This is a genomic window from uncultured Psychroserpens sp. (assembly GCF_947500255.1).
Classification (GTDB): domain Bacteria; phylum Bacteroidota; class Bacteroidia; order Flavobacteriales; family Flavobacteriaceae; genus Psychroserpens.
Genome location: NZ_CANMRL010000001.1, coordinates 698598 through 712186 on the forward strand (window position 1 = coordinate 698598; position 13589 = coordinate 712186).

The following is a 13589-nucleotide window of genomic DNA, read 5'->3' on the forward strand; positions in this document are numbered from 1 at the left end:
ATAATGAAAACGATAAAATATATTCTATTATCTGCAGTCCTAATTGGATTTACAGCTTGTAATGATGAAGAGGATTTTGACACGACTGAAGACGCTGTCGAACTACCTGCTTTGACTGCCGGATCTGCAAACTTATCAAACTATGTTGCTTTAGGAAACTCTCTAACAGCCGGGTTTACAGATAACGCACTATTTATTGCTGGTCAACAAAATTCACTTCCTAATACCTTATCGCAACAGTTTGCATTAGTTGGCGGTGGAAGTTTCACACAACCATTAGCCAGTGACAATGTTGGAGGTCTTATTTTAGCTGGTAACCCAGTTTTAAATCCAGTAACTGGTGAACGATTATTCGCTCCTAGATTAGCTTTTGGAGGTGCAGGACCAGTTCCTTTAGAAAGTTTAAATCCTGCTGCAATGTCTACTACTGATTTTGCTTTAAACAACCCAACAGGACCATTTAACAATCTTGGTGTACCTGGAGCATTAAGTTTTCACTTACTTGCCAATGGCTATGGTAACCTAGCAAATTTCCCTGCTGCTGCAAATCCTTATGCGATTAGAATAGCAGGAAATACTGATGCTTCCATAATAGAATTAGCTATGGCACAATCGCCATCATTTTTCTCATTATGGATAGGAAACAATGATGTATTAGGTTATGCAACTTCTGGTGGTGCTTCTGGTGCTTTAACAGATCAGGGAACTTTTGATTTTGCTTATGGTACATTAATTAGTACGTTAACATCACAAGGCGCTCAAGGCGTTGTGGCTAATATTCCAGATGTAACATCTATACCATACTTTACAACTGTACCTCATAACCCTCTTGATCCGTCAAACCCAAGTTTTGGTCCACAAATACCAACACTAAATGGAATTTTCGGTCAAATCAATCAGGTATTTGCTTTCTTAGAAAGTCAAGGAATTCCAAATGCAACAGATCGTCAAATCGTTTTTTCTGAAACTGAAGCGAGTCCTGTTGTAATTAGAGACGAGAGTTTAATGGATCTAGCTGCTCAAATTACTGGCGTATTGAACGCAAGTCCAACATTCCCTGCGTTTGTACAATCGTTTGGATTACCTGCAGCGGCAGCTCCTCAAGTAGCTGGTTTGTTAGGATTTGTTTACGGACAAGCTAGACAAGCAACTCCTGATGACTTAATGGTACTTCCAAGTTCTTCTATAATTGGAACGGTTAATGAAGATTTTGCTGACTTCTTAGGAACACAAGGCTTACCACCTACTTTAGCAGGTCAATTTGCTGTAGAGGGTGTATCATTACCTTTAGAAGATAAATGGGTATTATTACCAACAGAACAAGCTGAAGTTGCTCAAGCTACTTCTGGTTTTAACGCAACTATTGCTGCTAGTGCTAGCCAAGCTGGTTTAGCTTTTGTAGATGCTAATGCTTTACTTAATCAATTAGCTAATGGCGGGCTTGCTAGTGGTGACTTTATCTTAACATCCAGTTTAGTAACTGGAGGTGCATTTTCTTTAGATGGAGTTCATCCAACTGCTAGAGGATATGCTTTATTGGCAAACGAATTTATGAAAGCAATTGATGCCACTTATGGATCAAATTTTGAAGCTTCTGGTAATTTTGTAGATATTGGTGAATACCCAACAAACTACTCGCCTGCATTGCAATAAGAAGATAGAATTTATATAAACTAAAAACACCAGAGTTACCTCTGGTGTTTTTTTTATTTAGAAAACAAATAACTCATCAGTCGTCTATACTTATAAGTCCTCCTTTTGCTTTTTTAAACTTCTTGACATACTCATCATTAACATGAACTATATAAGTACCAGCTCCAAGTGTTGACACATTAACAATTTGCCCATCAACTACATTTTGATTTATAATTGGTGTCCCCGAATTATATAAACTATACAACTTTAAATTAAAAATTGGTTGAAGTTGTTTACCAAAAGGAACAAGTCCTCCTCCACTATCTAAAGGCACTTCAATTAACCCATTTCCAATATCTAAATGTGCAACTCGTCCAGAAGTAGCAGGATCATCCCATTTAAATGCAAACACATAAATATTATCGTTTATGTTTTCATTTGATTCTTCGACAGAATTATCATAATCGATGTCAAAAAACATGTAATAAGTTACATTTTCTTGTAAGTTCAATCCTAATATATTACTTCCAATAAATTCACTAATACTAACAGTTTCAGAGCTATTGGCATTAATACCACTACCAAAGTTAGGCGTAGAAAAGCCATAAACAGCAGCTGTACCATTAGGATATGCCGAAGAAGATGTCGAAACACCTAAATATGTTGGAAATCCACCTGCATCTCCATCATCGTTGTTTTGAACAGTAATATCAAAATCGGCCCATTCATCTTTCTTGAAAATAATAGTTTCTCCATTTCCTACATTATATGTAGTTCCAGAAACAGTAACAATAATATTTCCCCAAGTTAAATTAGGTAAAGCAGTATTATCAGTATCATCACATGCATCACCTAAACCATCGTTATCAGTATCTGCTTGATCTGGATTATAATTATCTGGACAGTTATCATTTGAATTGTTTACACCATCACCATCTCTATCATTATCACATACATCACCTAGACCATCTCCATCACTATCTGTTTGACTAGAGTTAGAGTTGTTTGGACAGTTATCGCAAGCATTCCCAAGACCGTCACCATCATTATCTGCTTGGTCGGCGTTTGCATCGTCCTCACAGTTATCACATACATCACCAACACCATCGCCATCTGCATCAGCTTGATCGGCATTGGCAACTTCAGGACAATTATCATTAATGTCAATTATTCCGTCACCATCTTCATCATCACATACATCACCAATACCATCATTATCGGCATCAGCTTGATCAGGGTTAGCTATTAATGGGCAATTGTCATTAGTATCAATAATACCATCGTTATCATCATCGTCATCACATAAATCTCCTAGACCATCATTATCATTATCCTCTTGATTTGGATTTGCATCATTTGGACAATTATCACACACATCTCCAGCTCCATCATTATCACTATCAGCCTGACCTGGATTTGATGTACTAACACAGTTATCTTCCAAATCAAATATACCGTCACCATCAGTATCAACACCTTGATAAATACCAATCATTGGCAAATCCATATCAATACATTGTGTTAATACAGGTGGCCAACCCAAAGGATTTGGTTTTACAGTAACTAATGTAATTAGATACTCATCTGAAGACACATGGTCTGGAAATAATGACTTCACGTCAATACTATCACTTTCATAATAATATTTGTAGTAATCAAATGACGCTCCTGATACTGGATTGGTATACGGAAATAGAAATTCATAATTATAATGATCTGTTGGTGTATTCAGATAAACATAATACAACTCTTGTCCAGGAGGTATTGGATTAAGTATTGGATCACTATTTAATGGATACACATCACCATTAGCGTCTTTTCTTCTAATGATAAGTTGCCATCCTGTAGCTCCCCAAGGATCAACGGGATATTGTAAATTATAGTTTTCAATTAATTGAGGGCCAGTTATGCTACTATACTCAACATTGAATTTCATGTAGGTATTAGCCGTTTGTGGTACATCGTCAAAATAATCTAATGTAGGACTACAACTGGCGTTAGCAGGATAATAAGGTCCAAACTGTCCAAAACCAAGAACAGGTAAGAGCATTAACATAAATAAATAATAATTTTTCATAATAAAAAAGATTTGGGTTAAGTCTTTAAGTTACGCAAAAAAAATGTAGGAAAATTACCATTTATCGAAAACTAGAAAACCAAATTAATGAGATTATTTTTTTATTAAGAGTGAAAAACTCCTCAAAAATATATTGAATAAAAAAGCCTTTAAAATTACTTTAGTTTTAAATTAAAAAGATATATCTTTGCAGCGCGAAAAACGAATGTTTTTAGCAATCGAAATATCTAAACATTAAATACATAAGTAATGTCAAAAGTTACAGGTAAAGTTGCACAAATAGTAGGTCCAGTTATCGACGTTGAATTCGAAGCTGGTTCTGAACTTCCAAAAATTTATGATTCTCTAGAAATTAAAAAAGCTGATGGTTCTATTTTAGTACTAGAAGTACAATCTCACATTGGTGAAGATACTGTACGTACTATTGCGATGGATTCATCTGATGGTTTAAGTAGAGGTACAGAGGCTACTGCAACTGGTGCTCCTATTCAAATGCCAATTGGTGGAGATATCTACGGACGTCTTTTCAACGTAATTGGAGATGCAATTGATGGTATTGGAGATTTACCAAAATCTGGTGATAACGGTTTACCAATCCACAGACAAGCACCTAAATTTGAAGATTTATCAACATCAACAGAAGTTTTATTTACTGGTATCAAAGTAATCGACTTAATTGAGCCTTATGCAAAAGGTGGTAAGATTGGTTTATTTGGTGGTGCTGGTGTAGGTAAAACAGTATTGATTCAAGAGTTAATTAATAACATTGCAAAAGGACACGGTGGACTTTCAGTATTTGCTGGTGTAGGTGAGCGTACTCGTGAGGGTAATGATTTACTTCGTGAAATGTTAGAATCAGGTATTATCAAATATGGTGATGACTTTATGCACTCTATGGAAGAAGGCGGATGGGATTTATCTAAAGTTGATAAATCTGCAATGAAAGATTCTAAAGCAACTTTCGTTTTCGGACAAATGAATGAACCTCCTGGAGCTCGTGCTCGTGTAGCACTTTCAGGATTAACTATAGCAGAATATTTCCGTGATGGAGCTGGTGATGGACAAGGAAAAGACGTTCTTTTCTTCGTAGATAACATCTTCCGTTTTACACAAGCTGGATCTGAGGTATCTGCATTATTAGGTCGTATGCCTTCTGCGGTAGGTTACCAACCAACATTGGCAACTGAGATGGGTGCAATGCAAGAACGTATTACATCAACAAAGAAAGGATCTATTACATCTGTACAAGCGGTTTATGTACCCGCAGATGATTTAACCGATCCTGCTCCTGCGACTACCTTTGCTCACTTAGATGCAACAACAGTATTATCTCGTAAGATTGCTGAGTTAGGTATCTATCCTGCGGTAGATCCTTTAGATTCTACATCAAGAATCTTAACTGCTGACATCTTAGGTGACGATCACTACGATTGTGCACAACGTGTAAAAGAGTTATTACAGCGTTATAAAGAATTACAAGACATTATTGCCATCTTAGGTATGGAAGAATTATCTGAAGAAGATAAAATGGCTGTAGGTAGAGCAAGACGTGTTCAACGTTTCTTATCTCAACCTTTCCACGTAGCTGAGCAATTTACAGGTATTCCTGGTGTATTAGTTGATATTAAAGAAACTATCAAAGGATTTAACATGATTATGGATGGTGAATTAGATCACTTACCAGAAGCTGCTTTTAACCTTAAAGGAACTATCGAAGAAGCTATCGAAGCTGGAGAAAAAATGCTTGCAGAAGCTTAATCTAAAATTACAGAACTATGCTTTTAGAAATTGTATCACCAGAAGCTACACTATTTAGTGGAGAAGTAACTAGCGTTACTGTTCCGGGTGTTATGGGTGAATTTGAAATGTTAACTAATCACGCACCTGTCATCTCATTACTAAAAGAAGGAAACGTGAAAATTAACGGTAATATTACTCTTGAAGAAGAGGTTGAATCTTTATTTAATAAATCTGATAGAGGGTTTTGGTTACCTATCACTTCTGGAACAATTGAAATGAAAGATAATAAAGTAATTGTATTAGCAGACTAAGACATTATTTTGTTTACATATATAAAAAACGCCAAACATTATGTTTGGCGTTTTTGTTTAATTGATTTTTATTAAGAAATAAGCAACATAAGCAATGTTGCTTATTTTACTTTAAAATTATTTCCCTTTTCTATAAAATATTTTACTTACTACTTTCCACTCGCCATCAATCTTAATCAAATTCATATAATCTATAAAACTAAATTTCTCATAATCTATTTCTAATTTAGCATTAGCCACATTTCCTGTGATATTGATATAGGTGATACGTGTTTTCCGATCTTGCTTTGGACCACGTTTTACTACTTTTTTAAAAAACTCTAAAGCATTAACTTCCGTATACTCACCATTTCGTATATATTTCATTGTGGCATTCTTATGAAACGCTTTTTTAAGCGTGTCAAAATCGTTGTTGGTTCCTCCATCCAAATAATAAGACACCGTTTGCTCTACTAGTTTATACTCTGAATCTTGAGCTAAAGTAATTGTTGACATACTTAAGCATAGTAATAATGTAATGATTGATGTTTTCATTGTTTTTAAATTTAAAATGATTATTGTTTTTGTAATCTTGCTATAACTTCTTTGGCTACTTTGGTAGATGAGGATGGGTCTTGTCCTGTTATCAATCGGTCATCTGAAATATAATAACTATCCCAACCCGTCTTTGAATACTTAAAATCTCCTCCATGCTGTTTGATTTTTTCTTCTATAGAAAATGGAAATTCTTTATAATAAGCTTTTTCTTTTTTCTCAAGTATATCTGGATAACCATTTACTTTTCTATTCTCAACCAAATAGCCTCCATCACTGGTTTTTAAATTAACAATTCCAGCTGTACCATGGCAAACCGCTGAAACAATACCATTTTGCTCATAAACAGCCATTGAGATATTTTGAATCTGTTTGTTTTCAGGAACCTGATACATAGCAGAACCACCTCCAACATAATACACTGCATTATAACTTGAAGCATTAATTTCATCTGGAGATTTAGTATAGGTTAATCGCGTCATAAATTGATTATTGGTATAATATTGACGCTGTAGACTATCTTTTGCATTATAATAATGGCCTAAGTGAATCGCACCTCCATGAGGCGTCATAAAGTCTACCTGATAATTGTTATTTATAAAAGTATCGTAAGCATATATAATTTCTGAAAAGCTTACACCTGTCTCGATGCTTGAATTGCCGTAAGTTTTGGCATTGGACATGATAAATAAAATTCGCCCTTTACTTTCTAAAGGAGATCTCGTCGCTGTTTTACTTATTATCTTCCAACTGTTATTTACTTTTTTGAGCAAAAACAAATCTATGAAATAGAGTTTAGATTCTGGCATAGTAATCTCCACTTTAGCTGTAGCAATATCATTATAAACCTCAATTGTTAAAATATTTCCTATTCTACCAGCAAAAGTTCCAGGCTTATTCTTTTTGAATAAATCTGAATAGGTCTCAGGCGAAAACAACACAGAAGTACCATCACCTTTAGTAAGGTACAAAGTAGCATCTTTTGTAAATGCGCTTTTAATTTGTTCTGGCTGATTAAATGAACTCCCGTTGATATAATCATGCAATGTTTTACTGATGGCAAATTCATCTGCTGATTGGGCAAACAACATACCTACTGAACAGCATAAAACAGCTGTTATAAATTTTACTTTCATCTTTCGTTTTTTATTGATTGAGAATAAATCTCTAAAAACGAATTAAAAATGTGTTCTTAATTTATAATTGATATGTCCAGAATTATAATTTTGGAGAAAAAGAGCTATGAAAACTGTTTTTTAAATTCAGCAGGAGTTGTTCCTGTTAACTTTTTGAATGTTGCATAAAATGTTGATTTAGAACTAAAACCTGCTTCCAAACCAATAGCCTCTAGCGTAAATTGATCGTTCTTTTGAAGAAGTTCTTTTGCTTCCTCTGTTCGCAATGTATTTATATGTTGCGCAAAAGATTTTCCTAAATTATCATTTAATAATTGAGATAAATAATGTGTAGATACTTCTAATTCGTGAGCAATATCTTTAAGTTTTATATTGCTGTTTTTATATAGTTTTTTCTCTTCCATTATAGCATCAAGTCTTTTAATAAAGATTTCTGCTTCGGTGTTCTCTATTTTTTTTGATCCATATTTTGGTTCAGCTTCAGTAAATATTTCCTTTCTATTTTTTCTAAATAACAAAAAGAATATCACTAAATATAACACTACGGAAAACGATACAGCTCCTGAGATATACCACTTTTTTCTTCCAAGCATATAGGCTAGGTAAATGGTAAGTGAGCTAGCATAAACGACCAATAGCCACACCTCAGAAGTAGTACAGGATTTATACTTTTTAATGAATCTTTTTAAAATATGTCTCAATAGATATCCAGACAATAAGACATAAATTCCCCAGGTATAGTAAATAAAACGTATAAAATATGTATTCCAAAATGCGCGTTCACTTTTATAGGGTTTCAAAATTCCTACAACAACTATAAAAATGAGCAAAATGGTGATATGGATTTTCCAGGAATTGGGCACCTTTTTTATCTCGTCAAGAGACGCTTTTATATAATAGAATAGCATTACACCTATTAAAAAACAAGCAGACAAACCTATTTGAATATAGAGTAATACATCATTCTCATTGTAAACCATATATACAGATTTACCAATTCTAATACTTAACATTAAAACGAGTAATCCCAAAAAGTAATTAGGTAAGCGGTTTTTTTTACGAAAAAAGAGAAGGTAGAAACTTAATAAAAACCCATTAAAAACACCTAAAGCGCTGAAAAAAAATAACAGTTGATTGGAGGTATCCATTAAAGTCTATTATACTTTTTTAATGACATTGGTAACAATACCCCAAATTAGAAAATTATTCTCTTCGGTGATGTTAATAATTGGATAATCTGGGTTTTCTGGCTGCAACCACATTTGGTTATTAGATACACGTAACCGTTTTACTGTAAACTCGCCATCTAAAAAACAAACAGCTATTTTATTATTTGCTGGTTCAAGACTTCGGTCTATAACTAATAAATCATTATCCTCTAGCCCTGCTCCAATCATAGACTGCCCACTCACACGAGCATAAAATGTAGCTTCTTTATTTCGAACTAATTCTTCATCTAGAGATAAGCGTTGTTCTTTAAAATCGTCGGCTGGTGAAGGGAAACCTGCTGAAATCCCTGCGTCAAACAATTGTGCTGCCGCTCCTTCTATGACTTCTGGTGTGAAAAAAGTTAAACTTTCTGATTTGTGTGTTATCATTTTACTACAATAATATCGTTAATACTCGTGGTATATTTTGGTGATAATCGCTCTTGACGCATTTTCCATGTACGTTTTAGATCTTGATTACCTAATTTAATTTTATGACTTTTATATTTTGTATTTAAACTATCAATCGATTGCATCAATGGTTGATGTTTAGGGTTTTCAGCATCAAACAAATGTAATTGATGATTATTGGTTGGCACCAAGCCTGTAACTATTACTCCTGCTCTTTTGTACTTTATTCCTGTTTTAAAGATAGACATTACTGCATTGATTGCACAATTACTTATGATTAAAGATGAGTTTGTTGGGTAAGATAAACTTATACTTTTACTTGCACGATGTTGTTCTAAATCTTTTTTGTGTCTATCACTACTTAGCATCACAATAATCATGTGGCAACTCGATCCTTGTTTGCGCAGTTTTTCGGCACAACTGGTCGCAAAAGTAGAAATACGCTCTTTTATATTCTCAATATCTGAATAGGTATATTCAAAGCTACGTGTTGTTGCTATAGCTCGTTTATTTTTAGGCTCATCTAATAAAATTTTAGAGTTTCCTTCTAAATCCTTCTTTAACTTCCATTCGGTAATAGAAAAAGTTTTTCGTACCCAATCATCAGATAATTGTGTGAAATCATAAGCAGTTTTACAACCTTTAGCTTTTAGTCGTTTTTGTAGGCCATATCCTATTCCCCAAACAGCTTCTATTTTAATCCATTTTAAGGCTTTTATACGTTTGTCTTCAGAATCTATCACATAAACACCTTTTGTTTGCTTCGGAAATTTTCGAGCAACTTTATTAGCTACTTTAGATAAGGCTTTTGTTGGAGCTATACCAACACAAGTTGGAATGCCTGTCCATTTTAAAATACGATGTCGCATTTCATTTCCGTAGTCATCAAAATTATAGTTTTCAAAACCTTTAAATTGTAAAAAAGCCTCGTCAATACTATACACCTCAACATCTGGAGTAAACTGACTTAGAATATTCATAACGCGACTACTCATATCACCATATAAAGGATAATTGGATGACAGTACATGAATATCATTGACCTTACAAAAGCCTTCCCATTTAAAAATAGGTGCTCCCATTGGCAAGTCCAACGCTTTTGCTTCATCGCTTCGTGAAATTACACAACCATCATTATTGCTAAGAATCGCAATTGGTTTTCCTCGTAAATTAGGGTTAAAAACACGTTCGCAAGACGCATAAAAATTATTACAATCCACAAGTGCAAACATATGTGTAAATATACAATAAAATGTTTGAATTTTACAATTCTATTTAAATAGACAAACGAATAAGTTCCCAGGTATCGTCATTAGAGTTGTAGATTTTTAACAACTCAAAACCTATAGCTAGATGCGCATTTGAAGAACGCACATTTTTAATATTTACTTCTGTAATTATGGCATCAAAGTCTGGTTTTAACACTTGAGACATAAATTGATACAAGCCTCTAAATATACCTTGCTTCCTATATGCCTTAGATACACATACTTGTCCCATCACTATATAGTTTTGCGCCTCTGGAATAATCGATTCGATTTCATTAAACATAGACACTAATATGGGAATCTCATCTTTAAAGCTTTTAGTCATGCATAACACATAACCAACAATATTTTCTTCATGCTTTGCAATAATATGGGCACATGAATCATTCATACGCTTTAAAATATCAAAAGTATGATGAATGGTGACATAGCCTTCCTTTTCTTGTTCTGAAGCTGTTATCTTTTTGGGAAGGTTATCACTTTGAAGCTTCAAAATAGCTTCTAATTCCTCGTTGGTTTTTACTCTATGATATGTAATTTTAGGTTTCAACATACTCCAAAATATCTGCAGGCTGACAGTCTAAAGCTTCACAAATAGCCTCTAAAGTAGAAAATCGAATTGCTTTTGCTTTGCCAGACTTTAAGATAGACAAATTAGCTGTTGTAATACCAATAATCTCAGCCAATTCTTTGCTTTTCATTTTCCGCTTGGCAAGCACTATATCTAAATTTACAATTATTGGCATACTTAAATGGTTAATTTGTTTTCTTGTTGCATTTTACTACCAGACTTTAATAGTGCACTAAGAACAATAAGAGAAAACCCAACTAAAAACAATGAAAAATCAAAATCTAAACGTGAACTCATGGCTATATCTACATAGTTTAAGCCATCATTCAATGGCTGTATAACAATATCTTTTAATGTCATCCCTAGAATAGAATTAATTATTACAGCGAGTAGAACCTTAGAAATCATTATTACGCCTAACATTTGTATTAATTTATATAGCTTTTGAGAAAATTCAATAGTGATTCTTAACATCTTAAATATATTCTTAAGAAAGAAGAAAACAATGATTAAAATAATAAAGTTTAAATAAGTTCTAAACACAATAATCACTTTATTGAATACTGTTTTAGGTTTTATATGTACATGACCATCTCCTCTAAACACATTAGAAGTCAGTTCGAAATTATCTCCCATTCCATAGTTATTAATACTTACAACAGCTTTAAAATTTAAGGAATCTTCTGTAGTTATTAAATTAGCATATTGAGGTATAGTAGCGTATGTTTTCTTCCCTTTATCATCAATCCCTTCTTTATAATCAGTAAACAGTATATTATTAAACATTGGATTTTTAGGTTTAACTTTAAATTCAACAGGCATCTCGTAACCAAGAGAACTATTAAATTTAGGAGAGAAATTACCCATTTTGCCATCATCAGTAAAAGCCTCAGTAGCTAATGCAAATCCAAAAGCTATAATTAATAAATAAAATGAAATGCTGCATATTAAAAATAATATATCAGCAAGAGCAGTTCCTGTTTTCATAATTATATGGTTAGTTCGTTTTCTTCTTCAGCTTGTTTCCCGCGTTTAAAAATTTCGGCAAGGATGAAAAACGCCAATCCTGCTGGGATTAAAAATGTAAATTCGGCTTTCAGCTCATCAAAGAAGTCAAAGGTAGACTTACCAATGGCTGCCATAAGAAACCTCAACACCAACACACTAATTGTATACTGAATAAAAATGTTTCCTATCTTCTTGAAGTATCTAATATTATTGTCGCTAAAATAATGGCCTTGCTCGATCTCTTTCAGAATAGATAAAAAATAAGAAAACCCGTAAATAAGATACCCTCTCCAAAAAAACAAACCAGCACTAATCGCATAATAGCTCCATTTAATTGCGTTTTCTGAAGTTAACCAGGTCTCATTTTTATCTGCAACTTTTGCCCAATTTTGAAACTCTTTAAACTGATTAAAATCAAACTCACGCATGTCATTGAGTAATACCGAAATTGCCGTTAGCAAAACACCCCAAGTAATAATTGTTAAAATAGTTGTATTGTCTTTCATGATTATATGGTTAGTTCGTTTTCTGATTGAATTTCAATAGCACGTCTATATAAAGACGCTATAATAAATACGACGCCAGCCATAAATATATAGGCAGATGCTTCTATATCTATTTGAGCGAAAACCACCTTGGATGCTAACCAAGTTGTATAAGCCTTTCCAATAATTCCTAATAGTCCAACACTCAAAGCCACATAACTTATCTTAAAAATTAAAGCCATCACGACATCATTAAACGGATGATTAAAATCCATGTGCTTAAACACATGTATCAAAAGGTAGAAGATATAAGCTTTTAAACTTGCCATTAATACAAGTAATAGAACTACACAAATAAAATGAGCACTATTAAACGCATATATGTTTGAAAGATCAATACCCATATATAAATCTTTAGTCGCATTTGTATGTCCAGAAAGACTCATTACTGATACGATAGTTATAGCTCCAGCTTTAATACAAAAACCGATAAATACAATCCACGACACAATATTCATGGTCTTAAAAATTTGTTTTGTTTTCATTTAATTATCGTTTAACGATAACAAATATATAAAAATTATTGATAAACAATAATTTTTTGTTTAAAAAAGATAATTTTATTGTTTCTACAAATCATTATTCATTCACTTTTTCATTAGCTATATTTGTGGCTATGGATGCTACAATTAGATATACAAGAAAAGTACCGATTTGGAAATTTATCGGTGGAATCGCAGCAATATTAGTAGGAATTTATGGATTGTTTAATTTAGAATTCCTAATGCTAGTACCTATTTTATTTGGCATATTAATGATTAAAACTGAAGGTTCAGAAATTGACTTAGAATCAAAAACCTACAGAAAAACCTTATCATTTCTAGGTATAAAGTTCGGCTCTTGGAACTCACTTGAAAACCCTGAATATATTTCTGTCTTTAATACAACAGAAGACATTACAGTAAGAGCACTTAGTGCAGAAACAACAAACTCTTTTCCTATAATAGTTTTAAATATTTTTTATGGAAGAAATAAGAAAATAACTGTTTATAAAACTAAAGATATTAAAGATGCTTTCGATGTTGCTTCACATATTGCCGATGCCCTATTGATTGATCTTTTAGATGCTACTGCACCAAATGATTATAAATGGGTGGATAAGAACATTCTTAGAGACAAAAGAGAACTAGTTTATATAGATTAAT

General features: G+C 33.2%; 14 protein-coding genes and 1 pseudogene. 4 read left to right on the forward strand and 11 right to left on the reverse strand.

Annotated elements, in window-relative coordinates; translation table 11 throughout:
- The first annotated feature begins 3 nt into the window (after positions 1–3).
- Positions 4–1653, forward strand: a complete 1650-nt coding sequence (locus tag Q0783_RS02940; RefSeq protein ID WP_298893182.1) for a G-D-S-L family lipolytic protein — start codon at positions 4–6, stop codon at positions 1651–1653.
- A gap of 793 nt (positions 1654–2446) precedes the next feature.
- On the opposite strand, the pseudogene Q0783_RS02950 reads toward Q0783_RS02940, so the two are convergent.
- A pseudogene (locus Q0783_RS02950) lies at positions 2447–3106 on the reverse strand (thrombospondin type 3 repeat-containing protein); the annotation flags it as partial.
- An 855-nt stretch (positions 3107–3961) separates the two neighbouring features.
- Here Q0783_RS02950 and atpD point away from each other — a divergent pair.
- Both atpD and Q0783_RS02960 read left to right on the forward strand, forming a co-directional pair.
- Complete coding sequence (gene atpD / locus Q0783_RS02955; RefSeq protein ID WP_298893184.1) at positions 3962–5470, forward strand: F0F1 ATP synthase subunit beta; 1509 nt, start codon at positions 3962–3964, stop codon at positions 5468–5470.
- Positions 5471–5487: 17 nt separating this feature from the next.
- Positions 5488–5763 carry a F0F1 ATP synthase subunit epsilon gene (locus tag Q0783_RS02960; RefSeq protein WP_298893186.1) on the forward strand — a complete coding sequence of 92 codons (276 nt, stop codon included), beginning with the start codon at positions 5488–5490 and terminating at the stop codon, positions 5761–5763.
- Positions 5764–5880: 117 nt separating this feature from the next.
- Here Q0783_RS02960 and Q0783_RS02965 read toward each other — a convergent pair whose 3' ends face one another.
- The 10 genes from Q0783_RS02965 to Q0783_RS03010 all read right to left on the reverse strand — a co-directional run bounded on the left by Q0783_RS02965 (position 5881) and on the right by Q0783_RS03010 (position 12929).
- Positions 5881–6297 (reverse strand): nuclear transport factor 2 family protein, encoded by a 417-nt coding sequence (locus Q0783_RS02965; RefSeq protein WP_298893188.1) that lies wholly within the window; start codon positions 6295–6297, stop codon positions 5881–5883.
- A gap of 20 nt (positions 6298–6317) precedes the next feature.
- On the reverse strand, positions 6318–7433 hold the full coding sequence (locus Q0783_RS02970; protein WP_298893190.1) for a nuclear transport factor 2 family protein: 1116 nt from the start codon (positions 7431–7433) through the stop codon (positions 6318–6320).
- Between the two features lie 104 nt (positions 7434–7537).
- Positions 7538–8446, reverse strand: coding sequence for a helix-turn-helix domain-containing protein (locus tag Q0783_RS02975; protein WP_298893191.1), 909 nt, complete (start codon positions 8444–8446; stop codon positions 7538–7540).
- Positions 8447–8590: 144 nt separating this feature from the next.
- Entirely contained in the window at positions 8591–9031 is a 441-nt protein-coding gene (gene umuD / locus Q0783_RS02980) for a translesion error-prone DNA polymerase V autoproteolytic subunit (RefSeq protein WP_298893192.1), read from the reverse strand.
- On the reverse strand, positions 9028–10284 hold the full coding sequence (locus Q0783_RS02985) for a Y-family DNA polymerase (RefSeq protein ID WP_298754120.1): 1257 nt from the start codon (positions 10282–10284) through the stop codon (positions 9028–9030). The genes umuD and Q0783_RS02985 overlap by 4 nt, the downstream gene beginning before the upstream one ends.
- Positions 10285–10327: 43 nt before the next feature.
- Positions 10328–10873 (reverse strand): GNAT family N-acetyltransferase, encoded by a 546-nt coding sequence (locus Q0783_RS02990; RefSeq protein WP_298893194.1) that lies wholly within the window; start codon positions 10871–10873, stop codon positions 10328–10330.
- Positions 10860–11066 (reverse strand): helix-turn-helix transcriptional regulator, encoded by a 207-nt coding sequence (locus tag Q0783_RS02995; protein WP_230934352.1) that lies wholly within the window; start codon positions 11064–11066, stop codon positions 10860–10862. Before Q0783_RS02995 ends, Q0783_RS02990 begins: the two co-directional genes overlap by 14 nt.
- Positions 11067–11068: 2 nt before the next feature.
- A complete protein-coding gene (locus tag Q0783_RS03000) occupies positions 11069–11878 on the reverse strand; it encodes a DUF2975 domain-containing protein (RefSeq protein WP_298893196.1) in 810 nt (269 codons plus the stop codon).
- A 2-nt stretch (positions 11879–11880) separates the two neighbouring features.
- On the reverse strand, positions 11881–12405 hold the full coding sequence (locus tag Q0783_RS03005) for a DUF2975 domain-containing protein (protein ID WP_298893198.1): 525 nt from the start codon (positions 12403–12405) through the stop codon (positions 11881–11883).
- A 2-nt stretch (positions 12406–12407) separates the two neighbouring features.
- Complete coding sequence (locus Q0783_RS03010) at positions 12408–12929, reverse strand: DUF2975 domain-containing protein (protein ID WP_298893199.1); 522 nt, start codon at positions 12927–12929, stop codon at positions 12408–12410.
- Positions 12930–13060: 131 nt separating this feature from the next.
- Here Q0783_RS03010 and Q0783_RS03015 point away from each other — a divergent pair, with 131 nt between their 5' ends.
- Positions 13061–13588, forward strand: coding sequence for a hypothetical protein (locus Q0783_RS03015; RefSeq protein ID WP_298893200.1), 528 nt, complete (start codon positions 13061–13063; stop codon positions 13586–13588).
- Position 13589: the final 1 nt, after the last annotated feature.